The organism is Leptotrichia sp. oral taxon 879 str. F0557, assembly GCF_000469385.1.
Classification (GTDB): Bacteria; Fusobacteriota; Fusobacteriia; order Fusobacteriales; family Leptotrichiaceae; genus Leptotrichia; species Leptotrichia mesophila.
On sequence record NZ_KI271299.1, the window covers coordinates 17150 to 17590 of the forward strand.

The following is a 441-nucleotide window of genomic DNA, read 5'->3' on the forward strand; positions in this document are numbered from 1 at the left end:
CATCCAGCTTTATTTTAGCCGCATTAATATTAATCCCCTTGTCAGAGCTTGCAAGCTCACTTTGGGCATACTCAGTCCCGTTTATTTCAATGCCGTTCCCTTTAATCTTTGCGACATTGATTTTCCCGTCAGCTGTAATTTCTAATTTTGTATCCCTTGAGTAGATAAGTCCATTGGAGTTTACGCCTGCCCCCTTGTCCGTGCTTACTATCTTTATCTGCCCGGCATACATCGATCCAAGATTGCTTGCGTCAATTGCAACTGAATTTATTCCATTTTTAGAAGTTACAGTTCCGTTGGAGTCAACAGTGTTTTCCCCCAAAGTTACATCAACCTTGTTTCCAACAAGATTTCCCTGCAGTTCCATAGCCTTTGCAATAACGTTTACATAATCGGTATTAGTCGCATCAAAGCCATTAGCCCCGATAATGACCCTTCCCT

Annotated in this window: 1 protein-coding gene; it reads right to left on the minus strand. The window is 42.0% G+C overall.

From position 1 onward, the window contains the following. On the minus strand, window positions 1-441 hold a 441-nt coding region (locus HMPREF1552_RS12470; RefSeq protein ID WP_021743616.1), incomplete at both ends, for a hypothetical protein.